This window comes from Paraliobacillus sp. X-1268 (assembly GCF_003426095.1).
GTDB lineage: Bacteria > Bacillota > Bacilli > Bacillales > Amphibacillaceae > Paraliobacillus_A > Paraliobacillus_A zengyii.
This window is the reverse complement of the sequence record NZ_QJSK01000002.1, coordinates 259,135-285,366: the sequence shown is the minus strand read 5'-3', so window position 1 is coordinate 285,366 and position 26,232 is coordinate 259,135. Positions and strand designations below refer to the sequence as shown.

Sequence of the window (26,232 nt, the reverse complement as noted above, 5' to 3'; positions counted from 1 at the left end):
CCCTTTTACATCAGCTTTTTCCTGAAGTGCTCACTAACGGTTTCAATTAAAAATACTGTGATAGCAAGCATGAATAAGATCATCCCGACGCTCGCATAATCTCGCCAACCGAGACCTTCGTTAAGTAAAAGTCCTATCCCACCTGCACCAACATATCCTAATATGGCTGCATAGCGTACATTTCCTTCAAAGCAAAATAAAGAAGTCGATAAAAAATTAGGCAATACTTGAGGGAATATTGCATGACGAAAAGCATGAATCCGCGTCATTCCAATTGATTCCATTGCTTCAAAAGCTCCCATATCAACATTCTCTATTTGTTCATATAGAAGTTTTCCAACATATGCAAGTGTAAATAAGAAGATCGCTACAGTTCCGGCAAGCGTCCCAAGACCAAAAATAAAAGTTGCAATAAGGGCTGAAACTAATGTGGGCAGTGTCCTTAAGATACTTAGAAATACTTTTGCAAGTAAGACAATTGCTTTTTGTTTCACCATATTAGAAGCAGCTAAAAAGGCAACTGGAATCGCTATAACGGAACCAAAAATAGAACCAAGTAAAGACATTTTTATCGTATCCATTAATGGCTGCCACAAATATGGAAGGTACTCCCATTTAGGGGGTATCATATCTCCAATAATAACGAAAAACTGTTGCCATCTTCGTATTAAAATTTCCAATTGGAAATTAGTGAAATATACTGATAGCCATATCGCAATCACTATAACTAATAAAATAATAGGTGTACGTGAACGTTTCTCCAGAATGGATTTTCCGTTTGGTAATATTATTTTTTTAGGAGGAAATATTTTATCATACATATACTTCTTTCCCCTTCTCCTCGATTTCTTCCTTTATTTCATCTAGTTTTCCCTTGTATATATAGTCAAGAATTTCAGGAGTAACTTCGTTCGCATGACCATCATAGACAATCTCTCCAGTCCGAATACCAATAATGCGATCAGCATATTCTAAAGCCACTTCGACATGGTGAATATTCATAATTACGGATATTTGCATATCTTGATTTATTTTTTTAAAATCTTTCATTACTTGTTTTGAAGTAACAGGATCCAAGGAGGCAATGGGTTCATCCGCTAAAATAATGAAAGGGTTTTGTGCCAATGTTCTTGCTAAAGCCACCCGTTGTTGTTGACCACCAGATAATTGATCTACACGCGCATAAGCCTTGTCCAAAATTCCAACTTGATCCAAGGCAGTAAGTGCCTTTATCTTATGTTCCTTTGAAAATATTCCCGTTATTTTACGCCAAACAGGTAAGTCCGGTATAAAGGAAACTAGGACATTTTTTAACACTGTTGTACGGGTAACTAGATTAAAAGATTGAAAAATCATTCCAATTTTCCTTCTTAGCTTTCGGACACCTTTTCCTTTTAACTGTCCTACTTCAATATCATCCACCAGGAGTCTTCCCTCTGTGATATCATGCATCCGATTAATACATCGTAATAAAGTTGATTTACCAGCCCCAGATAAACCAATTATGGCGACAAATTCGCCTTGTTCTATTGATAAGTTTATATCCCGCAGTGCCAATACATCTTTTCCATACCTTTTTTCAACATTTATAAATTCTATCATGTTAAAATCCCCAATCTTCATTACAAACTTTTAAGTTTAGGTGAAAAGAGAACACCGTATACGATGCTCTCTTTTTTTTACTTTTTCATACTTATTTCACTATCTTTTCCTTATTAATTTAGTGATTGAACTAATTCTTGCGCTTCACGTTCTGCATCATAATCTTCAGAAGTAGCCTCCTGATATCCCTCATGATTATAGATCGAAATAACTTCTTTCCCTTCTTCTGTTTCAGCAATATTTATAAATGCCTGCTGAAGTGCTGCTTTTAAGTCATCGTCCATGTTTTCAGAATTCTTACTCACACTAACTGTGTCGTTATAAATTCCTGATGTTACACCAATAACATTTGTTTCGTCCCAAATCGATTCTTCACGCTCAAAATCACTTTCCCAAGCCTCCGCATTATCACGACGAGCGTCTGCATAGGTAACCATTACATCAATTTGCTCTGCTGCAAGTCGTGCAAATGCACTACCGTAGGAATCCGCTTGCACTACATTATCTAAATCTGTAATAGTTTTATCAAACTTATCATCTAACCAAAGTGCTGGATAAATATAACCTGCAGGTGATGAAGATGACATCACTGACCACGATGCACTATTTATATCTTCAAAGCTTAATTCTTCTCCATTATTTACTTTTTCCGCTAATTCTTGTCCCTTTTCTGAAGGTCCTGCAATCATTAATGCGCGATAGTAAGTAACTTGCTCATCTGATGCATCTGTTGGTTTATTATTATTCCAATCTATAGCTTTGTCAGAATCATTATTCAACCCTGCACGAGTGGCAGTTAAAATTACTTCTGCTCCATCGTCATATAAAACATAAGTTCCACCTGGTATCAACCCAACATCTGTAGTTCCAGCCGAAAGTGCTTCTCCTACAGCCTCATAATTTGTTCCAACGGTAATATCTACTTCTCCGATATCATAACCAAGAGAAGACATTTCTTCTATTAATAAATTTTTAAGTGGCTCAGTAGCCGTGATAATTTCTTCTGGATCTCTTGAAGGTACAAAGCCAATAGAAAGCTTATCTAAAGATTTATTTTCTTCCACTACCTCTGCTGAAGCTTCTTCTGTTTCTGTCGTTTCTGCTTCATTTTCAGTTGCTTCTTCTTCACCCTCTTCAGAATTTCCGCAAGAGGCTAAAAATAAAACCAATAGTAATATACCTAATCCAACCATAAATTTCTTTAACATTGTTGATCCCCTCTCTCGTATTCAATTGAACTACTACTTACTTATACTATCCATCAATTGTTTAGTAGATATGAATAACATGTTAAACATTGTTAATTTATTGTAAGATTAACTTAATATATTAATCTAAAGTTAAATGTTTCGTGTACTTTATTGAATGAAAAAGAGTAGCAATAAAAAAATGATCGATGGGTTAGTTAAAATTTAGCTACCACCATCAATCATTTTATTAACTTCAAACTATACTTATGGATTTATAATAAAATTATCAATATTGATCCGTTTACTCGAAGTCCCATTGACAACGATTTGAAAGCGAACGGATCCTGTTTCGCCCACAGAGATAGTTTTTTCTTCAAGGAAACTGCTACTTGTAAAAGGCCCAGCAACATTTGTCCAACTACTACCACCATTGGTCGATTTCTGAAGTGACCACGTGGCACCGGTGTCACTTCCGAAATTCGCATGTGATACGGTAACTGATTCAGCAATTTCTACATCAAAATTCATCTTAATACTGCCATTGGAACGAATACGTGCAGATTGTGTGCCGTCCTTTTTATCAGATGCTAACGTACCAAGGAGTGCGTTGTCAAAATGCCATTCTCCTGAATCTAAAGAAACATTTCCAGCAGCATATGCACCTTTACTGCCACTTTCGAAATTCTCAGTGCCGTCTGTTTCAGTCGGTGGTTCTTCACCGCCTCCATCTCCATCTTCATATCCATAGGAGCCCGCACTAAAAGTAGACCTATCCCACCAATCATATCCTGGAGCTGGGCTTGCCCATGGCTCTTGCTCAGGCTCTGTAGATGTCTCTGGATTTTCAATTGTTAATAAATCAGTCGGCTGATCTAGTTGCAGACCAGAAACCTGATCAAATGAAGTATAGCTTTCTTGTTCTGCTAACCAATTAATCAAATTCGTTAATAATACATGATTATCCTGATCATAGAAACCATCGTACGTTGTTTTTGTTTGACCATTTTCTTCTCGTTTATATTTTGGTGTAATATCCTCAACAGGTGAAGAATCTCCAATCACTGCAACTTTTCCTAGACTTGGTTTTGAAATTGCTACATATGGACCTTCTTCTACACCACCGCCATTGTAGACACCTTGATCGACTGCGTGCGCCCATGCTTGTGTTGTCTCTTCGACATATACAATACCTTTCGCTTTATTTGGATCAGTTATCGCAAGTGTAGAACCTGCGTGCATAGTCATTTCTGTTACATCTTCGGTAATATCAAAACTTTGCTGTGGGGAAACGATAATATCACCAGCAATATTACCAAGTGAATTGTAACGAATACGGATTCCAAAATTATCAGACATCCAGTCAGAGCTATTCACATTCGTCATATAAAAGGAATTCGCTTCTTCTTGGCTCATGCCAAGCGTTGGATCATTCCACGCCCCTCTGCGATATCCATTAAAAACTTCTGAAGCGTCCCACCTGTTTTTATTTCTATCTGCGTTATAATGATCTGTGATAAAAAAAATACTACCGCCTTGATCCACATAATCTAGTAATGCTTGTTGTTCTTGAGTAGAAAAAGGTATATTGGCTTCTGGAATAACAAATACCTCATAATTCCTCAAATCACTTAAGGTAATTCTTCCTTCTTTTCTTAATTCTTTTACATAGTAGCCTTCATTTGCAATTGCTTCGGCAAAATCAGAAAATGCACCATCAATTACCCAGTCAGCTGCTCCAGCTGTTTGACCGTGGACGTTATCAAATAACACAGACATTCCGTTAGCATTTCCAGACGGGTTAATCTCAGGTGCTGGATCTGTTGGACCCTCAGCTAAAACACTCGGAATCCCAAATCCAAATAAACTTGCTACCAACACTAAACTAATTATCATCTTCTTCAACGCACATTCCTCCTCCATTTTGAAAACTTCTTTGAACACTTACAATCTAGCATACGAATATAGAGGGGGTATGGAGAAGGAATTAAATTCGTGTAAATTATAATGGGTTGATAGAATAGATGAGAGTTACCTCGTTCTAAATTTAATACAAGAATAGCCTTCAGGACTTTCAAAGTTGAGTTCTTGTAGATTAACCAATAAACACTATCTAAATATAAAGGTAACGCTTTCTCAGTAGCAGAAAAGGTAAAAAGTGTTTTATCACCCTTTTCTAGATTAATAGGACACTTTGATATTTTTCCTCATTAACTATAAATAAGATAACGCACTTCACCCAACACGCTATACGTTTACCTCACCGTTACGTTCAAACAATTCTACTAGTAATAATGCGACAGCACCTAATGCTGTTGCTTGATCACCTAAATCCGTCAGTACGACCTCTGTTTGTTTTGCTTGAGGAGTTAGTGCTCTGGCTCTGATCGTTTTTTGTATCGCTGCTAAAATAAAGTCACCTGATCTCGATACACCACCACCTATAATAATCTTGGAAGGATTAATCGTATGAATAAGATTAATTAAACCAATACCGATATATTCACCAGTTTCATATAATAACCGTTGTGCAAAGCTATCCCCTTGTTGCGCTGCTTGAAATACAGAAATCCCTGTTATCTTATCTAGTTTTCCTTCATAAAGGCTTTGTAGTGTGCTTTTTTCTCCTTGTTTTAAGGCTTCTGTTGTTCTTTCTGCAATGGCTGGGCCTGAAATCACAGTTTGCAAACATCCTCTATTACCACATTCGCACTGTTTTCCATTAAGATCTACTGTCATATGTCCGATTTCTCCAGCAATGCTAAACTCTCCATGATATAGCTTCCCATTAATTGTTATCCCCGCACCAACACCATTACCAATATTAACGGCTATCATGCTAGCGAAGCCTTTTCCTTTTCCGAACCACACCTCACCGATTGCTAAAGCACGTGCATCATTTTCAACTTTTACTGTATAGTTAAATGTCTCTTCTAGCTCTGCCTTTATCGGAATATCACGTAAATCTAAGTTAGGGGCAAATAATGCAATTCCTTCAGCAACATCGACTACACCATGCATCGCGACACCGATACCAATTATTTTATCTTCTATAGAAGCATTCATTTGTAATAGATTATGAATACTATTTTTTAAAGTCACAAGAAATGATTCTTTAGAAATAGGAGTAGTTATCTCAGTAGTATTGTTGGCAGTAATTCTCCCAGAAAGATCAGTAAGAATACATTCAATTTCTGTTGGCCCGGCATCTACACCAATAATATAAAATCCTAGATGATTTATGACAAGCATCGTTGGTTTTCGTCCTCCTTGTGAGGTACCTTGCACACTTTCTTTCACAATATCCTGTTCTATCAATTCCTTGACAATGCTTCCGACTGTCGGTGGTGTTAATTTTGTGTCCTTTGCAATTTGCGCTCTCGATATAGGACCATCGTTTACAATTTTATTTAAAATAACTGACTTATTTAATGACTTCATCCATTGAAAGCTTCCTGTTTGTACCACTATACTTCCGCCTCTCTTGGTATCTTAACTATTGATATTAGCACATTAATTAATTTAATTAAACAAGAAATTAAACAGAAAGAAAGCTTACCCTGTTAAGAGTAAGCTTGATTCTCTATCTTTTAATAGCCACCACGAATATGTTCGTGTACTTCTTTATCGTAAAATGTTTTGATCTTTTCTAATTCAGCAGAAGAAAATGCAGGCACATTTACTGCTTGAAGATTATCTTCTACTTGTTGAACGTTTTTAAAGCCAGGAATAACTGTTGAAATCTCCTCTTGTTGCATAATCCACTTTAATGCAGCTCGAGTCATATTACCTCGATCCTCTTTGACCCAATTAAGTTGATTACTAAGTGCAACTCCTTTTTCAAAAGGTAAACCACCAAATGTTTCGCCAACATTGAATGCATCTCCATTTTGGTTGAACTTGCGATGATCATCTTCTTCAAATTGATGATTGGAAGTGAATTTACCTGTTAATAAGCCACTTGCAAGTGGCACACGGGCTATTATTCCAACACCACTTTGTTTAGCTTTTGGAAATAGTTCTGCTAATGGTTTTTGCCGTAGCATATTAAAAATCACTTGGAGCGTACTGACATTCTCTTGTTCTAAACATAAGAGCCCCTCTTCAACGGTTTCCACACTAACACCATAGTTCCGGATTTTGCCTTGCTGTTTCAGTTTGTCTAATACACCAAATACGTTGCCATCTTTTAATATCTCTAGTGGAGGACAATGAATTTGATATAAATCAAGTTGATCACGATTTAACCTTTTAAGTGTATTTTCTAAGTATGCTGTCACTGATTTCTCTGAATATGTTTTTAGATCATGCACATCACCAGCTCGACAAAACTTTGATGCGATGTGAATCTCAGATTCTTTTCCTTTAGTCGCTTTTGCTAATAGTTCTTCACTATGTCCATCTCCATATACATCGGCTGTATCAAAAAAGTTAACCCCCGCACCCATCGCGTATTCGAGAGCTTTTAATGCTTCTTTATCATTAGTTTTGCCCCATGCACCGCCAATAGCCCATGTACCAAAACTTAATTCGCTAACTTTTAAATCGGTCTTTCCAAGTTGATTATAGCGCATACTAGTCACTCCCTTTTATTTTGGTTGCGTTTTCACTACCAGTTTACTATATATCGTTAGCCGAAAGAAGTAATTTGATTGAATGAAAGATTAGACCTTTAATTACTTAGCAATCAATGGAAAGTGATATCGATGAACTAGCCTTATCATTTTACAACATCTATTAATTCAAACTTCGTCACGTCAACCAAGCCACGATTAGAAATACGCACTGCAGGGATAACTGGTAATGCAATTAGGGAAAATGTCATAAATGGTGCGTGAATAGGGCATCCGAGCTTTTTCCACGCGTTCTGTAATTCTTTCACTTGTTCTACAACTAGTTCAGCAGGTTGATCAGACATCAGACCAGCAATTGGCATCGACACTTCTGCTAAAATATGGCTATCTTTGACAACTACCATACCGCCACCTGAAGCAATAAGTTGGTTTGCCGCTATAACCATATCATCCTCATTTGCACCCATTACAAGCAAATTGTGACTGTCATGTGCAACAGTGGATGCAACCGCACCACTTTTCAGTTGAAAGCCTTGGGTGAAAGCAACAGAGATATCTCCAGACCGATGATGTCGATCAATACAAGCTAGTTTAATAACGTCTTGTGCAATATCTGCTTGGACTTCTCCTTCTATCACTGGCAAAATCGCTTCCGTTAGCTCAGTACGCGCACTATTTTCAATCGCCTTTATCACATTAACCGTTGCATTACTTTCACTATCTTTTGCGCTTATAGCTAAGTCACTTTTTTTCAAAGGAGCTTTCACATGAATTGAATGTTTAATATGATCTGGATACGTAAAGGAAGGCAGTTCAAGCGTCAATCCCTGTTGTTTTACCACTATTTTTCCATCAATCAAAACCGTACTTGGGTTCATTTCTTCTAAATTATCAAGCAATAGGATATCGGCACACTTACCTGGAGTAATACTTCCATAGTCGTCTTCCATTTTAAAATAACGTGCGACATTAAGTGTTGCCATTTTTATGGCATCGACAGGATCGACACCTTCTTCAATCGCACGTCGTACAACATGATTTACGTGCCCTTGTTCGACAAGTGTCTGTGGATATACATCATCTGTTACCAATAAAATATAATCGGTATTCACATTATCTTCTGTTACAATTTTAATCACTTCTTTAACATCATGCCACGCAGAGCCTTCACGAATCATCACATACATACCTAAACGTAATTTCTCCAATCCTTGTTCACGTGTAACCGTCTCATGATCTGAAGTAACACCAGATGTAATATACGCCTGTAACATTTGATTCGTACCATCTGGGAAATGACCAGTTACCGTTTTACCGGCCTTTATCGTTGCATTGATTTCACCTAACATTTTTGGATCTCCATAAACAACGCCTGGAAAATTCATTACTTCACCAAGTCCAACCACGTTATCCCATGTTAAACCTTGTTCAATATCTTCAACGGTCAATGTTGCACCTGCATCTTCTAAGCCTTCTGTTGCAGGGACACATGATGGGAAAGTAGTGAACACATTTAATGGTAGTTGTTGTCCTTCTTCATGCATTAAACGAACACCTTCTGCACCGAACACATTGGCAATTTCATGTGGATCCATAAAAATACTTGTTGTTCCTTTCGTTAATGCGATTTTCGCAAACTGTGTGACAGACAACATCGTACTTTCCACATGCATATGTCCATCCATTAAACCAGGAGTGATATATTGACCAGTAGCATCAATAACTTTTGTATCAACGCCAATTGTGTGATCCGCGTTACCAACATAAGCAATGCGCCCATTTGATACTGCTACATCTAACCCTCCAATTAATTCACCTGTTATAACGTTTACAACTGTACCATTTTGGATTACTGTATCTGCTTTTTCTTCTCCCAAAGCGACTTTCGCTAATAAATGATTGACTTGATATAACTTATTTTTCATACTGAAATGCCTCCTTTAATTTTATTACAGTATAAAAGTATACAAAAATAGCCTAAGGTAAACTTATATAACCTAGGCTATGGCATGCAGGAGCGATGATGTGATAAGCAATAGTTGTTTTCAATCAATCGATATTCCTCACATGTAGTCCAATGATTTAAGGTCAGTTGGTAGAAACGCTTAGGCCAATTCCTAAGCTTATACATGTATATTTTATCTTAGTAGATATTTGTAGTTGAGAGAAACTTTGCGGTAAGAGGCATAAAGTTCTTACGCGCTTCTCAAATGAAATTGACTCCCTTTCCGTAGGCACGGCTTCAGCTGTTCCTACAGGAGTGTCGCCAATTTCATTTGATACGCTGGAAAGAGGTTAAAATTAATCTATTAGCTACTGGTCAGAAGGCTTTATTACTCTTATGACAACAGGTGCTCACATTATGCTGGGCTGATTGATTGTAGCGTAAGGCAGTCGATCCTCGAAAATATAGTTCGATTTTCTTTGTATGAAAAACCTTTAGTAAAAAGACAATAAGAAATTAGACCCTGCAATAATTTTTTTTGAAGAGCCAATACATACATTTATTTATATTTGTTTTAAATTATGCTACTTCAGGATCTGTACTTGATATCTCATATCCCTTTTTCTTTAAGTATTCAACCATTTTCAATTCTTTGTATGAAAAACCTTTAGTAAAAAGACAATAAGAAATTAGACCCTGCAATAATTTTTTTTGAAGAGCCAATACATACATTTATTTATATTTGTTTTAAATTATGCTACTTCAGGATCTGTACTTGATATCTCATATCCCTTTTTCTTTAAGTATTCAACCATTTTCAATTCTTTATTTTTCTGTTTTTGTTTCATGTAATCTGGACCTAATTCTTTGTATGGTTCTTTTGTTAGTAAAATAGTGTAAGCAATTTTTAATAGTAAGTGAGCTGTTGCCATCTGTGCTTTTTTTGCACCTTGTCTTTTGTGTATCCTTTTGAAAAAGGAGGATATTCTGTTATTTTGTGGTCGTGTCGATAGGGCACATTGTACTGCCATGGTCTTTAATATTTTATTGCCCTTTTTGCTTTTCGTTCGCTTCTTTTTACCAGCACTTTCGTTATTACCTGGGCTCACCCCAGCCCAAGATGCAAAATGTTTACCTGATTTAAATACTGACATATCAACGCCCATCTCCGCGACTAAAGTTGCTGCTCCATTTTTATCTATTCCAGGGATGGTATCTAATAATTCTACCTCTTCTTGATACGGCTTCAAACAATGGTCAATTTGTTTTTCAATTTCCTCGATTTTCCCTTCAAGATATATCATATGTTCCCAATGTTGACGGAACATATAGCGATGATGCAGACGAATTCGGCCATTAATAGCACTAGCGATATCTGTAAGCTTAGCTTTCGTTCTTGGGTGTACTAATTTCTCAAGATCATTTAATTCAATTTTTTCTCCATTCATGATTTTTTCAAGTATACGGCGTCCAGATTTTCCAAAGATATCTGAAAAAACGGAAGTAAGTTTTATGTTTGCATCTTGTAGTATCTTGTGAATACGATTTCGCTCAGTAGTACGATTGTAAATCAGTTTGGTCCGGTATCGCGTAAGATCCCGTAAATCACGAATACTTTCTTCTGGAACAAAGTTGCCTTCAATTAACCCACTTCTTAATAGTTTGGCAAGCCACTCGGCATCCTTTACGTCCGTTTTTCGACCAGGAACATTTTTTACATGTCTTGCATTCGCAAGTATAAGGTGACACTTATCTTCAAGGATATTCCATATCGGTTTCCAATACACCCCGGTACTTTCCATAACTGCATCAGTTACTTCCATTGATAGTAGCCAATCACTCAATTCCAATAACCCCTCCGTAGTTGTTGAAAATGACTTGATTTCCCTTTTCGGCCTTTTGTCTAAAGAACCATGTAACACACAACCCACTATCACTTTTTGATGTACATCCAATCCAGCACATCTTTCAATCATTGCTTCCATTTCGAACCACCAATTCCTTAGTTAATCAATACAAATGACAGTTGATTTCTATAGCAAAATATTTGTATACGTGTTCTTTCACACATTAGTTGGTACTTTTACACTGTCAAAACCAGTTTCGTGCTCAGGGTATCTAATTTTACGATCCACCAAAGAAATTTAGGCCTGGTTGTATTGTTATTAAGAATATTGACGTCTAAGTCCTATGTGATACCTCTTATTTGATTAGAAATCCATTTTCGTGATAGTTGGTGGCTACGAGAAGCGTAGCCGTGGACGTTTCGTGCGGTGCTTGTTCAGGAAGTAAATTCAAAGTCCTGCGGGAAAAGCAAGATCTGAAGATCCACTTCAGAAAGCGACTGCCTGTAGCGGAAGTCAACATGACAGTTAACACAGAGTCTATGAATATTCAGTAATAAACAACAACCTTTTAGAAAGCAGCCTTCAAAAACAATAATCGTATTAAATTATATTTATTCTTTTTATCACAACAAGCAACTTTAGTCAATTAGATAAGCTGATCAATTCGTGAAAAATCGGTCCATCAGATAATGATAGACTCCATCTTCATCACAAGTATGTTCGGTGACCTCATCAACTATTTCTTTAATATCAGCTGCTGCATTTTTCATTGCTACTTTCTGCCCTGCTAACGCAAACATTGGTAAATCATTGTGACTATCACCCATAACTAAAATTTCCTTTGCAGTAATATCTAGATGATCTAGTATGAGTTGAATACTCGTTCCTTTGTTAACATTCGCAACCATAATTTCTACATTATGTTCTGAAGAAGAGGAAGTAGTAAAATCAGTTTTTTCTTTTAGTTTATCTAATACGTCTATCCACTTGTTAATATGCACCTTACTTTTACTAAAACAATAAAATTTGGAGAAAGCTTGTTCATCGATAGAATCAACCCATTTAATCTGACCATCCATTGACTCTTTTCTTGATAGCCACTCGTTAATACCAACACTTTCTGGTTGAGGATCTTCCATTTCTTTATCCAAAATCGATTTGTCCTCTTTTAATACCAACCGCTCTCCAACTGCAGGAAATAATTCATAATACACATGATTCTCGCGTGCTTTTTCAATTATTTCTGTTACTAATTCAAAAGATAACGTATGCTCTTTAATTTTCTCATCACCTAAGTATACTGTCATCCCATTTGAGCTAATGATTCCATCAACTGTAAATCCTTCTGGAACGATCGGGAAGATTTCTTCACGTGAACGACCTGTTGCAATAAAAACCGGAATTCCTTTTGCTCGTAATTTATCAATGACTACTTTTGTATTTTGACTAACTTTATTATGATGGTCTAATATAGTTCCATCCATGTCTAAGAAAATTGCTTTTGGCTCGGCATGTTTGTTCATTTATTTTCCCCCTGAAATTTGTTTCGTATAATTTCTCTTAGGCTAGTATAGCATTTTGACCTTAATCTCTCCTAATTAAAAAGGAAAAGGATAACGTTTTTAATCGTCATCCCTTTCCTTCTTTAACTAATTAATTGTATCTAAAGGTTTTAAACGCGCTTCAATTGACTCTCTTTTTTCTTCCAAGAATGGTGGCAATGCAACACGCTCACCTAAATGCTCTATGTCCTCATCTGTTTCAAAGCCTGGTCCATCTGTGGCTAATTCATAAAGAATACCATTTGGTTCTCTAAAATAGAGCGATTGGAAATAATAGCGATCTACCAATCCAGAATTCGGCATACGTGCTTCCTGAATAACTTTGTGCCAGGCGGCAAGTTCTTTCTCGTCCTCAACACGAAAGGCAACATGATGCACACTACCTCGACCAGGTCTTTCACGTGATAAATCAGTGCGCGTCTCAATATGGACTTCTGCACCTGTTCCACCTTCACCTGTTTCATAGACCTCTATATCAGGTTGACCGTCGACATAGGCTTGATAACTCCCTTTATATCGAAAGTTCAGTATTTCAGTTAACACACGTGTAGTAGGCCCTAGCTCAGGTACAGTTAATTTAACTGGCCCCAAACCAGTAATTCCAAATTCTTTTGGTACGGGACTTTTATCCCAAGGGACGCCAGGTGCGACTCCTTTATTACCTTCATCAGAAACCAAGACTAACCTTTGTCCTTCATGGTCTTGGAAAAATAATACTTTACGTCCAAATTGCTCAACAATCGGCTGAAATGCCACGGCTTTTTCTTTGAAACGCTCTTCCCAATAAACTAACGCTCTATCAGTAGGAACGCGTAAGGACGTTAGCGAAATACTATTATTACCCTCATACGTGTGCCCAGCACGTATAATTTCAAAAAAAGTTAAGTCTGTTCCTGGGTGTCCAACCTCATCTGCATAAAACAAATGATACATACTTGTGTCATCTTGATTAACAGACTTTTTAACAAGTCTCATTCCTAGTACATTGGTATAAAAATCATAATTTCTTTTAGCAATTGCTGTAATTGCGGAAACATGGTGAATCCCTTTTAATTCCATCTATTTCACTCCTTAACATCATCTTTCTAAAATTATCGATAGGTTACTATTTGAATATATTACGATTATATACACTATTTATCTCGAATTCAAGATAAACGATTTTAATTATTTTTACTTATTTACCTTTATAATACATTTCACTTATGCTATTCTTTAACTAATAACTTCATAATTCACTACTAGGGGTGCCTATCTGGATAGGCTGAGAGAAAAGTAATCAAGCTTTTTAACCCTTTTGGACCTGATCTAGTTCGTACTAGCGGAGGGAAGTAGCCGAATCGATTACATTCGATGATACTGTCAGGTCCTTTTTTGAGGAGCTGGCTTTTTGTTTTGCAATATATATTTTTTTTAAAAGGAGGAAAACAGTATGAATAGAACAAAATTATTAACCACGATGGCACTGTTTGTAGCAATTGGAACCTTGGGGGCACAACTATTTGGCTTCCCTACTGGAATTGCCAAAGCTTATCCCGTGCAACATGCCGTCAATGTTATGGCAGCAGTCACACTAGGACCCATTCCGGCTGTCATTATTGCTTTTGTGATTGGTTTAATACGAAATTTATTAGGTTTAGGTACGTTATTAGCCTTTCCAGGTGGAATGATTGGAGCGTTATTGGCTGGTTATTTCTATCATTGGACTAACAAAAAAGTGTTTGCAGCTACTGGTGAAATGATTGGTACTGGCATAATTGGATCATTACTATCTGTTCCTATTGCTAACATTTTATTAGGACAATCTGCGGGAGCATTAGCATTTGTACCAGGTTTTATCGTTAGTAGTTGTACAGGAGCAATACTTGGGGTATTTGTTTTATCCAGATTAAAAGGACACACACTCGTACCAAATAATGTGCAATCTTAGTTTTCACTAAATAGTGTTAAAGGGTTTCCTTAGCCAGCAGAAACCCTTTAACACTAATCTCTAACTATTGGTTTGGTTGCAGTTGATTGTAAATCACGAATTACCTTCATTTGACTTAGAAACATATTCTCAGGTAAATTATCTAATGAGAAAAATGCCGTGTCTAATGTTTCTTCGTTTTGTTTGATCAATTCTCCTGTGAAGTCTTCGCAAGTAAACCAATGCTGTACAAGCGAAACTTGGTCACCATTAGCTAATGTTTTTTGATTACCTTCTCCAGAGTAAACAGAAAATAACTCAAGTGCCCCTATCTTTAAACCCGTCTCTTCAAAAACCTCTCTTCTTGCAGTTTCCTTTACTGATTCACCTAATTCCATATAACCACCAGGGAACCCCCATGTTTGATTATCAGCACGTAAATGGAGCAAAACACGCTTTTGATCATCAAAGATAATTGCACCACAAACCACCATAATAATTGGCTGATTTCCTACCATTGATCGAACATAACTAATATAATCCATCGTAACCACTCCTTTCGAACATTTCTTTGATTTAACTTTCAACAAAAAACAACGATAAACTTTGACGTATCAGAATTTACTGACCCGCTTCTCAAGCGAAACGTGCTCCCTTTCCACAGGCACGGATAGCGAAGTGTATTTCCAGAGCGATATGTCACGTCGCATTTTCCTTCAAATTCATCAGATGAAACAATGATGCTTACGAAAGAGGCACAACGTCGACTACAACTTTGGATTTCGAGACTTCTCAAGTTTACTATGACTTAAATGCCTGTTTCACTCTATGAAAATTGTGTTTAAAAGATACAAAAAAATGGCGCTTTGTAGAGCGCCACTTTTTTTATACTTTGTTAAACGTATCTGGATCTGGTCCCACACGTTCATCTTTATTCAAACCGTTAATAGTATTCATATCAGCTTGTGATAATTCAAAATCAAACACATCTGCATTTGCAACAATTCGGTGTTCTTTTACTGATTTCGGAATTGTAATTACTTCACTTTGAAGATCCCAACGAATAATGACTTGTGCAGTTGTCTTTTCATACTTATCAGCGATCTTCTTAAGTGTAGGGTCATCTAATAGTTCTCCTTGTTTTAATGGAGACCATGCTTCAATTTGAATACTGTGCTTCTTGCAATAATCACGTAATGATTTCTGATCTAAATGAGGGTGAAATTCTACTTGATTAACCATTGGCACTACTTCAGCATCTTTAATTAACTCATCTAAATGATGTTCTTTAAAGTTACTAACACCGATAGCCCGAATTTTACCTTGTTTATATAATTTCTCCATTGCTCTCCATGAATCCTTGAACTTACCTTCTGCAGGGACTGGCCAATGGATTAAATATAAATCTAAATAATCCAATCCTAGTTTCTGTAAACTTGATTCAAAAGCATTTAATGTAGATTCATAACCTTGATCACCATTCCACAACTTTGAAGTAATAAATAATTCTTCACGAGGTACGCCTGATTTTGCTAGCGCCTTCCCCACTCCTTCTTCATTTTTATATGCAGCAGCAGTGTCAATACTTTTATACCCGTGTTCTAAGGCAGATGTAACAGAATGAATTACCTCATCACCATCTTCTACTTGAAATACGCCCAATCCTAGCCATGGCATTTTCACACCATTATGTAGAGTTGTTGTTGCTTGTAAATTTTTAAGCATACTGTATTCCTCCTTATAACTATCTATCTTATGCATTATCTCACAATTTTGTAGTAATGTGAAAAAATTTGATCATATAACTACGCTTTCATTAGCGTCCTATTAAGAAAAGGGGCATCCCTATATCAAACGGAATGCCTTTTTTCTACTTGTTTTTTTCAATTGAATGAATCTTATAATGTATAAAGCGATCTTTCGGAACTTGTTGAACAAATTCGCTAACCTCACCAAGTGATAACACAAATAATTCATGCATCGCTCTTGTACACGCTGTATATAAGAGATTTCTTTCTAATTCGTTCTGATAACGTGCTTTTGAAGCATTATAAATAATAACAGCATCAAATTCTATGCCTTTTGCTAAATAGGCCGGTATCACTAATATACCTTTTTGAAATGTATGCGTACTTTGATCCATTAATAACACATCAAAATGTTGTTTTAATGTCTGGTATACTCTTTCACTTTCTTGCATGGTTTTACATATGATCGCAATCGTTTGATGCCCTTTTGATTGATACGTATTAATAGCTTCACTTAACTTATCTGAAGCGATTGCTATATTATCAACTTCCATTAAAACAGGAAGTTTACCATCTCGATTAAAAGCTTCAATTTGGTCTCCTTGAGGCATCCAAGCTTTCGTAAATTCAACAATTGGCTTCGTTGAACGATAACTTCTTGTTAGCGTTATTTTCTCATGTTTTTCTTCTGTTGGGTCTGTTAAAACGTTATGCTCTTCTAATGCATGGACATAAATCGCTTGATTAATATCACCGAGTAATGTCATCCGGCTAATAGGGAATATCTCTCTTAAATAAGCAAACTGAAACGGTGAATAGTCTTGCGCTTCATCGATAAATACATGTTGAATAGACCGATTTGCTTGAAAACCTTTTAACCTATTTTGAAAATATAAATATGGCGTTGCATCTTCCCATGATAAAAAGTTAGAACGTAAATTTTCATATGTGACTGCACAAATAGCGTGCCAGTTTTCTGGGAGGACTACTTCTTTATTATCTTGAAGTTCAGGATTTTCAAATAGTTGTTGGTACGTACTTTTAACATCAATAAAGTATAAACGCTTTATCTTTTGCCTTAATGGATGAATTTTGTCTTTAGTTACTTTTTTTCTTAGTAACGCTTCCTCTCTTGTTGCATCCATAAAGGTATCTTCTGAAAATGGCGCTTCTTCTTGTAATTGTTGGTGTACATCTAGATAGTCAGCTTTATCTAATAACTCAATTTCTTCAAGCACCCAATCTTTCTCTCGTTCATTTATCTCTAATTCATCTAATTGTTTAAGTAACCACTTCATCACCTTCTCTAGACGAATAGAAATACTTATATTAGAAGGAAATGCGTAAAAATAGTTGCGGATCTTCTTTCTTGAAATAACTAATTCCCCACGAAAACGAACATTTCTAAATACCATACCTTCTTTTGAAAGTGTTTCAATAAAACTGTCAATATGATCTTTAAACTCTATGCTTGCTTTATAGCGCATTGCTGTAATTCTAGGATCAATACTGTGATTGTTCGTTTGAAGATAGTATTCCATTTGATCAAAGGGAGATTCAATTGTAAATTGATTACCTAATTGTGTATCAATATATCGATAAAATGTCGTTTGTTTCATGTTGTCTTCTCCTAATTCAGGTAACACCGTAGCGATATAACTATTGAATAACGGATTCGGAGAAAACAATACAATATTTTCTGATTTTAAATGTTCACGGTAACGATAAAGCAAATAAGCAACCCGTTGAAGCGCAGCCGAAGTTTTCCCACTACCAGCAACTCCTTGAACGACAAGAATTTTACTGCGTTCATTTCTGATTATTTGATTTTGTTCTTGTTGTATCGTCGCAACAATACTTTTCATTTTTGTATCTGCATTCGTACCTAATACCGATTGCAACAAACGATCGCCAATTGTTAAACCTGTATTAAACATGCCTTTTAATTGTCCTTGTTTAATTATATATTGTCGTTTCAAGGTAATTTCACCATCTATGACTTGATCAACAGCATGGTAAGAAGCCTCACCTGGTGGATAATCATAATATAGACTAGAAATTGGTGCACGCCAATCATATATAAGAAAATCTTCTTCCTTTTCATCCATTAATGAAGCAAGACCGACATAGATAGAATCTGGCTTTGACTTTTCTCCATTTTCAACGAAATCAATTCGACCAAAATAGGGAGAATCTTTTAAACGATCTAATGTGTTAAGCTCTTTGGATAATTGCCCATGGCTCCTTTCTCTTTCAGAAAGAAATTCAGCTTGTTGTTTCAAGCTTGCCTGTGTTTCAACTACATCATCTATTTCTTCTAGATTTACCGTTACATCGTCCCAGAAATTCTTGCGGATATCTATTACACGATCTTTTAATGTTTTTACATGTGTACTTAATTTATCCATCTTTTGTTTAACTCGTTTCACCACGTGATCAACCCTTGCTTTTTCTTCAGGCCAATCTTTCTCTTGCTCATCCATGGTTTTCACTCCTAACTACAAATACTTCTTTTAATCCATTTTAACATCTATTATATTTAATCATACAGATTCACCTATAATATTTTGCCATATGTTTACTTAAAATACTAATTCTTTGTTCGATTATAAGAGTTAATACAAAAAATTACACTTGCACAAATAGTGAACACGAATATGGCATTTAATAGTATATGCCTGTTTATACTTCCCTATTTAAGAATTAAGATTATAGTACGAACAAAAAATTCCTTAAACTGGTTTTTTTAAACCTAAACACGAACGTTGTTGTTATATAACCTTACAAATATACAGAAAAAATGTAAATTTTTTATTAAAATTTTGTAAATGGACTAGCATCCTTCGTGAAAATGATGCATAATAAAAGAGTAACTTAAAAAAGTATTAGGGGGATATAAACAAATGAAGAAGATTTTTGCTGGTATGTTTTTAGCACTTGTAACTGTACTTTTGATGGCTGGTTGTGGTTCTAGCGCAGGAAGTGAGTCAAATCCTGAAACAATTATTATGGGGTTCGTACCTTCACAAGAATCTGATACAATCGCAGATACTATTGCACCTTTAGCAGAAAAACTTTCTGAAGAACTTGGTGAAGATATAGAAGTAGAAGGACGCGTAATGACCAACTACACTGCATTGGTCGAGGCAATGGGTACGAATGAAGTACACATCGGATTTGTACCGGCATTTGGTTATGTCCTAGCAAATCAAGAACATGATGTAGAAGTTATCTTAAAGTCTGAACGTTATGGCAGTGGTTCTTATGTTGCTCAATACTTAGTTCGTTCTGATTCTGGACTCGAAACTTTAGAAGATTTAGAAGGAACAACATGGGCTTATGGTGACCCAACTTCAACAAGTGGTTATTTATTCCCAGCTGCACAAATTGCTACGGAATTTGATGTAGAAAACCCAGAAACTGAATTCTTTGGTGACTCTGTTCAAACTGGTGGTCATGATAACTCAGCCATTGCCGTATATAATGGTGACGCTGATGTTGCAACGACATTTGATGATGTAAGAACAGAATTAGAAGAAGAATATCCAGACATCATGGATGCTTTAACAGTTATTGAATATACGGATGAGATTCCAAATGATACAATCTCCGTTACTTCTGAGTTAGATGATGAATTAGTTCAAAACATTAAAGATGTATTTTTAAGTTTCAATGATGATGAAGAAATGATTACTATTATGAATGAAGTATATAACTGGGATGCTATTATAGAAGCTGATGATAGTGAGTATGACGTTGTTCGTGACACATATGAAATGTTCAGTGATTCTATCACAATTGATGATCTTTAAAAAATAGTTAACAGTCAAAATTCCCCATAATGTTAGTTAATAGTGCAGGAGAGATGCGTGCTTCTCTCCTGCTTTTCATTACATATGAAATTTTCTTTATTCTTTTAATCTAGTAATATATACTACTAGTAAATAATCAGAAAAAATATTGGAGGTTTATGAAGAGTGATTGAATTTAAAAATCTGTCCCTTACCTACCCAAATGGTACACAAGGACTTAAAAATATTAATATAAAAATCAATGAAGGCGAATTTGTTGTAATAGTTGGTTTATCTGGTGCAGGTAAATCTACTTTTATTAGAAGTATTAATAGGCTTGTGACACCAACTAGCGGAGAATTACATGTTGGTGACGAAGACATTCTACAATATAAAGGAAACGATTTACGTCAGTTACGCAAAAAAATCGGCATGATATTTCAAAGCTACAATCTTGTCAATCGCTCTACTGTAATTAAAAATGTTATCGCAGGGCGTCTTGGTTATACAGGTACATTAAAAAGTATCTTTAATATGTTTTCTAAAGAAGATATGGAACTAGCATACGAGAATTTAAAACGCGTTAACATTGATAATAAATTATATAGCCGTGCAGATGAACTTAGTGGTGGACAACAACAACGTGTCAGTATTGCACGTGTGTTAACACAGAAGCCAAATGTTATTTTAGCAGATGAACCCGTGGCCAGTTTAGACCCTCCTACTTCACACCAAGTAATGACCTATTTAAAGCAAATTAATAGGGAAGATAATATTACAACAGTAGTTAATCTTCACTTTATTGATATGGCAATGGAATATGCAGATCGAATCATCGGAATGCGTGCTGGTGAAGTAGTCTATGATGGTCCTGTATCGGAGGTTACGGAACAAACATTTGAAGAAATATACGGGCGCACCATTCGTGAAGAGGATATGCGAGGGGGCACGGAAGATGCCGAATAACAAAGAAAAGTTCATTCCAAAGAGTCTTTATCCATTAAAAACAAAAAGAATTATCACACTCTCTTTGGTTGCCGTACTCGGTTTCTATTTAATTAGCTCTATTACAACCGAATCTTTTATCATAAATTTCTTTATGAAAATCGGTAATATTACAGACTTAATTGGACGTTTCTTCCCAGTTGATTGGAGTTTCGCTGGGGCGGTTTGGGAAAAGTTATTTGAGACCATTCATATGGCAATAATCTCAACAACCGTGGCTACTTTAATTAGTATCCCTTTTTGCTTATTAACAGCATCAAATATTACAACAAATAAATATTTATACAATAGTATGCGATTTATACTAAATATCATCCGAACGATCCCTGATATTGTTTTAGCAGTTGTTTTTGTTGGTTTATTCGGTATTGGTGTATTCCCAGGAATAATTGCATTAATCGTTTTCGCTATCGGTATATTAGTTAAATTATTAAGTGAAACGATTGAATCAATTGATATGAATCCTTCAGAAGCTATCAAAGCTTCCGGCGGTAATGCATTACAAACGATTTGGTTTGCAGTAATGCCACAAGTATTACCACAGTTTATTTCATTCAGTCTATATGTATTTGAAATAAACATCCGTGCTTCTGTTGTACTTGGGTTAGTTGGCGCCGGTGGTGTTGGTCAATTAATTAACTCACAAATAAATTTCTTAAACTATCCAGCAGTTTCAACTATCGTTCTTATCATCTTTGCTGTGGTAGTTATTATTGATTACATTAGCGGTAAATTAAGGGAGGGACTTGTATAATGAAAGCGAATATACCCTCTAAACCAATTGATCGAAAGAAAATAACGAAACGCGTCATTAGCATCATCGTTATAGCAGCAATTTATATTTGGACTTTCACTAGTGTTAACATCAAATGGGATACTATCTTTAGTATGCGTACGATTGAGAACTTTGATCGGATTATCCCTAAGTTCTTTAACCCTGCTTTTGAGGAAACACCAACTATACTAGAAATGATGTTAGAGACAGTTTTTATTGCATATACTGGATCATTTACAGCAGCAATAATTGCTATACCACTTTCATTTTTATGTGCTTCTAATATTGTTAAAAACAAATTCTTAAACACTATTGGTATGTGGATACTTGGTGCTGTTCGTGCTTTTCCCGAGATTATACTGGCTATAATCTTTGTAGCAGCTGTTGGACCGAATCCTTTTGCGGGTGTATTAGCAATATCCATTGGTTCTACCGGAATGTTAGGAAAGCTATACTCAGAAGTAATTGAGTCAATCGACATGAACATAATAGAATCACTAGAGTCTAGTGGGGCAAATAAATTACAGATTCTTTTTTACGGCATTTTCCCTCAGGTATTACCTGAATTCTTATCCTATGCAATTTATCGCTTTGAAATTGATGTACGTGCCTCTTCTGTACTTGGTGTTGTTGGTGCAGGTGGTATCGGTACGTTAATTACCTTTGCATATTTAAATCGTAACTGGGAAGAAGTGGGTATGATTTTACTTGCAATTATTGTTGTCGTAACAATAATTGACCAAATCTCCGGTTACATTCGTAAACGTCTTGTATAATTATGAAAAAAGGCATCCTTCAAAAAGGATGCCTTTTTTATTTAGTTAATTAAAACGAACGTTGATTTTTTCAGGTGAATCACTTTCATCTTACACAAATTTACGCTATCATATATATTTAGGTTTGCGAAATATACGCGTAGCGAAAGAAGTGATCTGTTATTAATGAAGAAAAAAACATCAAACAGAATTTAGCTATTATGTGGTTTGCCAACTTCTTCATCGCCGGAAGCATTACAATGGTTTTACCATTTCTATCTTTATATATTGCAACACTCGGTGATTTTTCTGAATCTTATGTACAAAAATGGTCTGGAATAATATTCGGCATAACATTTGTGACAGCATTTATCTTTTCGCCTTTATGGGGGAAGATTGGTGATCGTTATGGAAGAAAACATATCTTAGTGGTTTCTGGTTTTGGATTAGGTCTATCTGTCTTACTAATGGGCTTCGTTGGTTCAGTTTGGCAATTATTTCTTCTACGGCTATTCATGGGTGTATTTACGGGTTTCATATCCATGTCACAGGCTCTAATTTCAACACAAACACCGAAACACATAGCCGGAAGAGTTCTCGGAACCTTACAAACCGGAAGTATAACGGGGATACTGATGGGCCCTCTCATAGGTGGCCTACTAGCTGATGCAATAGGCTATTCATCAACATTTAAAGGCTTATCTATTATTTTGTTCATTTCGGGGTTACTCGTTCTATTTGGAGTGACAGAAAGGAAAATTAAGCCTATTGATGGTCAACGCACCCAGTTCTCAAGCAAAGAGGTATTATTGCACATTATAAGGCACCCGATGCTTCTAATTGTAATGCTCGTATCCATGTTTATTCAAATTGCTCATTTCAGCATCCAACCGATTCTCTCGTTATATGTGAATGATTTACATGGCCCAGAAAATATCGCTTTGTTCTCTGGAATTGCCTTTTCTGCTGCTGGTCTAGGTAATTTATTAATGGCAAGAAAATGGGGATCTATTGCTGATCACGTCGGGTATATAAAAATTTTAATTGTCTTATTATTTTTTGCCGGTATTTTTTATTTTCCTGGAGCCTTTGTGACTAATCTTTGGCAATTAGTAGTGTTACGTTTTTTATTAGGAATAGCTATTGGCGGGATTATACCTGTCCGAATTGCTTATATACGTCAAGAAGCACCTCTTGCAATGCAAGGAGAAGTACTGGGTTATAATACAAGTATTCGTTTTTTCGGTAATATTATCGGCCCCATTCTAGGCGGAACACTTGCTAGTGGTTTCGGTTACGCTGCCGTATTTATTGTTACGAGTCTATTACTATTGACGTGTAGCGTTGCTTTATGGTTAGCGAAGCGACGTTATCCAGCACTTACAGGTGATCATATATAATCTTATACAATAAAAACTATGCAAACATATAATAGTTTATAAACGCTTGGCGGTTTAAATCCAAGCGTTTTAGCTATTGTTCATTATTTATAAAAGCTTCTTCCTCTGATTCACTCATTACCCCGGTAGCCTTACCAATCGTACCACCTTGTAATCTCCAAATTGTATTATGGTCTTGATCTACTTGCGAAAAATCTGCGTTTGCCCAGCGTTTTAGAATTGCCCCATAAATTGATTCTGTTTCGCCCAATTCTACTTGGTCAAGCCCTTCTATTAACCAATTAATTCGTTCATCTGTTATTAAGTAAAATCCCCATTTTTCATCTGCTATAACTTTTTGATGGGACATCTGATGAATATATTCTTGATAATCTTCGTCATCAAGTTGTTCTTGTGTAACGCTATCACCAAACGGATTCAATTCAGATCCTTCGTTATTTTCAAATTTTTCCTCCGAGAGTTCTGTTACTTCTTGTGTCTCTTCACTATCAGCAACTTCCTCCACTGTCTCATCATCTTCATTAGCAAAGTCTTGGTATACAATAAAACCAAAGTAACCAACCACACCAATTAAAAGCACGATTAATATAGAAATTGTCCATCCGAAAATTTTCAATATATCACCTCTACCTACATAATCATTAAATATAATTATACAAATAGCATACCAAATAATGGTATGCTATTTCAATTAAAACACGACTTTTTATTCAGCTGCAAATATATCTCTTAAACTGTCCATCATACTTACGAAGAAGTTTTTAACGCCTTCCCAAAAACCAGGATTACTCGTTACATCTTGAATCTTATTCTTAATATCACTTGCTATATCTTCTAATTGACTAGAGACATTTCCAAAATCGATATTAATTGAACGCATTTTTTCAAACAGATCAGTTAGCATTTGGCGATCTTCATCACTTAACTCAATATTCAAGTTATCTAATTGTTCTTGGACAATTTGTTCAACTTCTTCTCTTGTAGCCGGATTCTGTTCAGAAATTTGTTGTTTTATCTCGGTTAATAACTCGCTAACCTTTTCCTGATCCATACCTGATTCATCCGCTAAATCAGTGGCTATTTCTAATTCTTCATTTGCTACTTCCATACGGTCCTTGTCCAAAGATTCCCCATCAACATTAAACGCCTTATAAATACCAGTTAAAGCTGAATGACCACTCACTTTCACCGGTGAAGCTACGTCTACTTCTGCATCTTCAACACCTGCAGTTAATAAAGCATTTGCATACATTTCATTAGTAACTTCGGTAATGTTGTCTGGATTAACAATATTAATGACTAAACCATGACCTTCATTTTTTTTCGTTATTTTAGCTGATGAATACATATTTGAACTTGCATCTCCACCAATATAATTCGCTAGATCTTCTCCTGTAACAGTGTACTCTTCTACCATTGCAGGATCATTAACATTCAACAAGTTCTGCACTTCTCTAACTTGTTCATCAGATAAGGCATCCCCATAAACAACTCGAGGCAATCCATTCTTTTCATCAATACTAGTTGAATCATCTGTACTAGCCATTACAGAAGTAGCACTTAACATTGCGATGATAAAAACGATTAAAAGTGTTTTAAAACGCTTCATTTTTGATTAATCTCCTTTAGAAATACATATCACTGTTCTGTTATTTTATTCAGATCTGACTTCTAATTATACTTTATGTTACTGTGCGTTAAAATATTTTCATTACTCAAACTTGTCTTACTATCGTTTTGCAATAACATCCATTTCAACGTTAACACCTTTAGGTAACTTACTAACTTCTACCGTTGCTCTTGCAGGATATGGTTCTGTTAAAAACTTAGCATAGGCAGTATTAATTGCCGAAAAATCATCCATATTTGTTATATAAATAGTAAACTTCGCTACGTTTGCAAACGTAAGTCCTGCTTCTGTTAAAATCGCTTGTAAATTTCTCATAACCTGTTCCGTTTGCACCGTAATATCTCCTGTCACCACTTCCATCGATTCTGGATCTAGAGGTATCTGTCCTGATACAAAGACAAGATCACCTAAGTCCATTGCTTGAGAGTACGGTCCAATCGCTTGTGGCGCTTGGTCAGTTTGGATTTTTTTTAGTGTCATAAGATTTCCTCCTACTTCTAAT

22 protein-coding genes and 2 riboswitches are annotated in these 26,232 nt (G+C 35.9%); of the genes, 6 read left to right on the top strand and 16 right to left on the bottom strand.

Annotated features, from left to right (window positions below):
- Nucleotides 1-5: 5 nt before the first annotated feature.
- The 10 genes from phnE (D2K62_RS05905) to D2K62_RS05860 all read right to left on the bottom strand — a co-directional run bounded on the left by phnE (D2K62_RS05905) (nucleotide 6) and on the right by D2K62_RS05860 (nucleotide 13,776).
- Nucleotides 6-821 carry a phosphonate ABC transporter, permease protein PhnE gene (gene phnE / locus D2K62_RS05905; RefSeq protein ID WP_112182312.1) on the bottom strand — a complete coding sequence of 272 codons (816 nt, stop codon included), beginning with the start codon at nucleotides 819-821 and terminating at the stop codon, nucleotides 6-8.
- Nucleotides 814-1,602 (bottom strand): phosphonate ABC transporter ATP-binding protein, encoded by a 789-nt coding sequence (gene phnC, locus D2K62_RS05900; protein ID WP_112182313.1) that lies wholly within the window; start codon nucleotides 1,600-1,602, stop codon nucleotides 814-816. The genes phnE (D2K62_RS05905) and phnC (D2K62_RS05900) overlap by 8 nt, the downstream gene beginning before the upstream one ends.
- A 113-nt stretch (nucleotides 1,603-1,715) precedes the next feature.
- Nucleotides 1,716-2,810 (bottom strand): phosphate/phosphite/phosphonate ABC transporter substrate-binding protein, encoded by a 1,095-nt coding sequence (locus D2K62_RS05895; RefSeq protein ID WP_112182314.1) that lies wholly within the window; start codon nucleotides 2,808-2,810, stop codon nucleotides 1,716-1,718.
- Nucleotides 2,811-3,056: 246 nt separating this feature from the next.
- Nucleotides 3,057-4,685, bottom strand: a complete 1,629-nt coding sequence (locus D2K62_RS05890) for an Ig domain protein group 2 domain protein (protein WP_332871734.1) — start codon at nucleotides 4,683-4,685, stop codon at nucleotides 3,057-3,059.
- A 351-nt stretch (nucleotides 4,686-5,036) separates the two neighbouring features.
- Nucleotides 5,037-6,230 carry an ROK family transcriptional regulator gene (locus D2K62_RS05885; protein ID WP_112182777.1) on the bottom strand — a complete coding sequence of 398 codons (1,194 nt, stop codon included), beginning with the start codon at nucleotides 6,228-6,230 and terminating at the stop codon, nucleotides 5,037-5,039.
- A 149-nt stretch (nucleotides 6,231-6,379) separates the two neighbouring features.
- A complete protein-coding gene (locus D2K62_RS05880; RefSeq protein ID WP_117161080.1) occupies nucleotides 6,380-7,363 on the bottom strand; it encodes an aldo/keto reductase in 984 nt (327 codons plus the stop codon).
- A 146-nt stretch (nucleotides 7,364-7,509) separates the two neighbouring features.
- Nucleotides 7,510-9,288 (bottom strand): adenine deaminase, encoded by a 1,779-nt coding sequence (ade, locus tag D2K62_RS05875; protein WP_112182317.1) that lies wholly within the window; start codon nucleotides 9,286-9,288, stop codon nucleotides 7,510-7,512.
- Nucleotides 9,289-9,413: 125 nt separating this feature from the next.
- Nucleotides 9,414-9,514: riboswitch (purine riboswitch) on the bottom strand.
- 546 nt (nucleotides 9,515-10,060) lie between these two features.
- A complete protein-coding gene (locus D2K62_RS05870) occupies nucleotides 10,061-11,293 on the bottom strand; it encodes an IS110 family RNA-guided transposase (RefSeq protein ID WP_117161079.1) in 1,233 nt (410 codons plus the stop codon).
- A gap of 521 nt (nucleotides 11,294-11,814) precedes the next feature.
- Complete coding sequence (locus D2K62_RS05865; protein ID WP_232824064.1) at nucleotides 11,815-12,678, bottom strand: HAD family hydrolase; 864 nt, start codon at nucleotides 12,676-12,678, stop codon at nucleotides 11,815-11,817.
- Between the two features lie 126 nt (nucleotides 12,679-12,804).
- Nucleotides 12,805-13,776 carry a ring-cleaving dioxygenase gene (locus D2K62_RS05860; RefSeq protein WP_112182318.1) on the bottom strand — a complete coding sequence of 324 codons (972 nt, stop codon included), beginning with the start codon at nucleotides 13,774-13,776 and terminating at the stop codon, nucleotides 12,805-12,807.
- A gap of 174 nt (nucleotides 13,777-13,950) precedes the next feature.
- Nucleotides 13,951-14,064: riboswitch (TPP riboswitch) on the top strand.
- Between the two features lie 85 nt (nucleotides 14,065-14,149).
- Here D2K62_RS05860 and thiW point away from each other — a divergent pair.
- Complete coding sequence (gene thiW, locus D2K62_RS05855) at nucleotides 14,150-14,647, top strand: energy coupling factor transporter S component ThiW (protein WP_117148857.1); 498 nt, start codon at nucleotides 14,150-14,152, stop codon at nucleotides 14,645-14,647.
- A 53-nt stretch (nucleotides 14,648-14,700) separates the two neighbouring features.
- Here the strand turns inward: thiW and D2K62_RS05850 are convergent, their stop codons facing one another.
- The 3 genes from D2K62_RS05850 to helD all read right to left on the bottom strand — a co-directional run bounded on the left by D2K62_RS05850 (nucleotide 14,701) and on the right by helD (nucleotide 18,857).
- Nucleotides 14,701-15,171 (bottom strand): NUDIX hydrolase, encoded by a 471-nt coding sequence (locus tag D2K62_RS05850; protein ID WP_112182320.1) that lies wholly within the window; start codon nucleotides 15,169-15,171, stop codon nucleotides 14,701-14,703.
- 340 nt (nucleotides 15,172-15,511) lie between these two features.
- Nucleotides 15,512-16,351, bottom strand: coding sequence for an aldo/keto reductase (locus tag D2K62_RS05845; RefSeq protein WP_112182321.1), 840 nt, complete (start codon nucleotides 16,349-16,351; stop codon nucleotides 15,512-15,514).
- A 145-nt stretch (nucleotides 16,352-16,496) separates the two neighbouring features.
- Nucleotides 16,497-18,857: an RNA polymerase recycling motor HelD gene (helD, locus tag D2K62_RS05840; RefSeq protein ID WP_112182322.1), complete on the bottom strand. Its 2,361-nt coding sequence runs from the start codon at nucleotides 18,855-18,857 to the stop codon at nucleotides 16,497-16,499.
- A 420-nt stretch (nucleotides 18,858-19,277) separates the two neighbouring features.
- Between helD and D2K62_RS05835 the strand changes: the two genes are divergently transcribed.
- The 5 genes from D2K62_RS05835 to D2K62_RS05815 all read left to right on the top strand — a co-directional run bounded on the left by D2K62_RS05835 (nucleotide 19,278) and on the right by D2K62_RS05815 (nucleotide 24,100).
- Nucleotides 19,278-20,186: a phosphate/phosphite/phosphonate ABC transporter substrate-binding protein gene (locus tag D2K62_RS05835; RefSeq protein ID WP_112182323.1), complete on the top strand. Its 909-nt coding sequence runs from the start codon at nucleotides 19,278-19,280 to the stop codon at nucleotides 20,184-20,186.
- Nucleotides 20,187-20,351: 165 nt separating this feature from the next.
- Nucleotides 20,352-21,131, top strand: coding sequence for a phosphonate ABC transporter ATP-binding protein (gene phnC / locus D2K62_RS05830; RefSeq protein WP_112182324.1), 780 nt, complete (start codon nucleotides 20,352-20,354; stop codon nucleotides 21,129-21,131).
- Nucleotides 21,121-21,924 (top strand): phosphonate ABC transporter, permease protein PhnE, encoded by an 804-nt coding sequence (phnE, locus tag D2K62_RS05825; protein WP_112182325.1) that lies wholly within the window; start codon nucleotides 21,121-21,123, stop codon nucleotides 21,922-21,924. The genes phnC (D2K62_RS05830) and phnE (D2K62_RS05825) overlap by 11 nt, the downstream gene beginning before the upstream one ends.
- Nucleotides 21,924-22,721, top strand: a complete 798-nt coding sequence (gene phnE, locus D2K62_RS05820; RefSeq protein ID WP_112182326.1) for a phosphonate ABC transporter, permease protein PhnE — start codon at nucleotides 21,924-21,926, stop codon at nucleotides 22,719-22,721. The genes phnE (D2K62_RS05825) and phnE (D2K62_RS05820) overlap by 1 nt, the downstream gene beginning before the upstream one ends.
- Nucleotides 22,722-22,921: 200 nt before the next feature.
- A complete protein-coding gene (locus D2K62_RS05815) occupies nucleotides 22,922-24,100 on the top strand; it encodes an MFS transporter (RefSeq protein ID WP_117161078.1) in 1,179 nt (392 codons plus the stop codon).
- Nucleotides 24,101-24,173: 73 nt separating this feature from the next.
- Here D2K62_RS05815 and D2K62_RS05810 read toward each other — a convergent pair whose 3' ends face one another.
- The 3 genes from D2K62_RS05810 to D2K62_RS05800 form a co-directional block, all read right to left on the bottom strand.
- Nucleotides 24,174-24,716 (bottom strand): DUF6241 domain-containing protein, encoded by a 543-nt coding sequence (locus tag D2K62_RS05810; protein ID WP_117161077.1) that lies wholly within the window; start codon nucleotides 24,714-24,716, stop codon nucleotides 24,174-24,176.
- A 90-nt stretch (nucleotides 24,717-24,806) separates the two neighbouring features.
- On the bottom strand, nucleotides 24,807-25,709 hold the full coding sequence (locus D2K62_RS05805) for a DUF1002 domain-containing protein (RefSeq protein WP_117161076.1): 903 nt from the start codon (nucleotides 25,707-25,709) through the stop codon (nucleotides 24,807-24,809).
- A 120-nt stretch (nucleotides 25,710-25,829) separates the two neighbouring features.
- Nucleotides 25,830-26,210, bottom strand: a complete 381-nt coding sequence (locus D2K62_RS05800) for a RidA family protein (RefSeq protein ID WP_112182330.1) — start codon at nucleotides 26,208-26,210, stop codon at nucleotides 25,830-25,832.
- Nucleotides 26,211-26,232 lie beyond the last annotated feature (22 nt).